The sequence below is a fragment of the Oceanobacillus alkalisoli genome, from assembly GCF_021556485.1.
Classification (GTDB): Bacteria; Bacillota; Bacilli; order Bacillales; family Amphibacillaceae; genus Oceanobacillus; species Oceanobacillus alkalisoli.
On the sequence record NZ_JAKGBW010000038.1, the window covers coordinates 1 to 818 of the forward strand.

1 protein-coding gene is annotated in these 818 nt (G+C 39.0%); it reads right to left on the reverse strand.

What is annotated here, in order from left to right; all coding sequences use genetic code 11:
* On the reverse strand, positions 1 to 818 hold an 818-nt coding region (locus tag LZD48_RS18370; RefSeq protein ID WP_235764128.1), incomplete at both ends, for a transposase.

Sequence of the window (818 nt, forward strand, 5' to 3'; positions counted from 1 at the left end):
ATTGATTGTATGTAATGAGTGGCGTTCGATTTCGATTTTTTAGGATATCTTCGTAATTCTGTTCACTACCATATCCGGCATCTGCGACAATAAATTCCGGCAGCTCAAAAAAGTTAGCTTCAATCGTATCGAGGAAAGGTATTAGCGTGCGCGTGTCGGTTGGGTTCGGAAACACATTATAAGCAAGTGCGTATTGCCCTTCTGTCGCAATTTGAACATTGTAACCAGCTTTCAATTGACCGTTCTTCATGTAGTCGTCCTTCATACGCATGAAGGTCGCATCAGGATCCGTCTTGGAATAGCTATTGCGGTCACCAAAAATCTCCATATCTTTTTGATACTTTTGTTTACGCGTCACAAAGTCCACAAATTGCTTCCGAACTTGTTTTGGAAATTTACGTTCCGAACGGATTTTCTTACGCTCACTTCCAACTTCACACGCTTCAATCTTATCGTCATATTCCTCGATTTTTTCGTCTAACTTTTCAACGATTTCTTCCAGTTCTTGTACCGACAACTCTTCTTCGCTTTCTTGTTCAATGGCTGGAATAATTTCTTTTTCTAACAACTTATCGTACAGTTGATTTGATTTTTCAATCAGCTTTTCACTATATCGTTCCGTGGATTTCCGCCAAACAAAAGTAAATTTATTTGCATTAGCTTCGATCTTCGTTCCATCAATAAAAATAGCTTCTTCTTCAATCAATTCCTTCTCCACCAATTGATTACGAAACTGCACAAAACATTCTCGTAAGATATTTTCAACAAGGGGATTTGAACGAAAGCGATTAATCGTGCGATAAGTCGGCTCGTAGCCT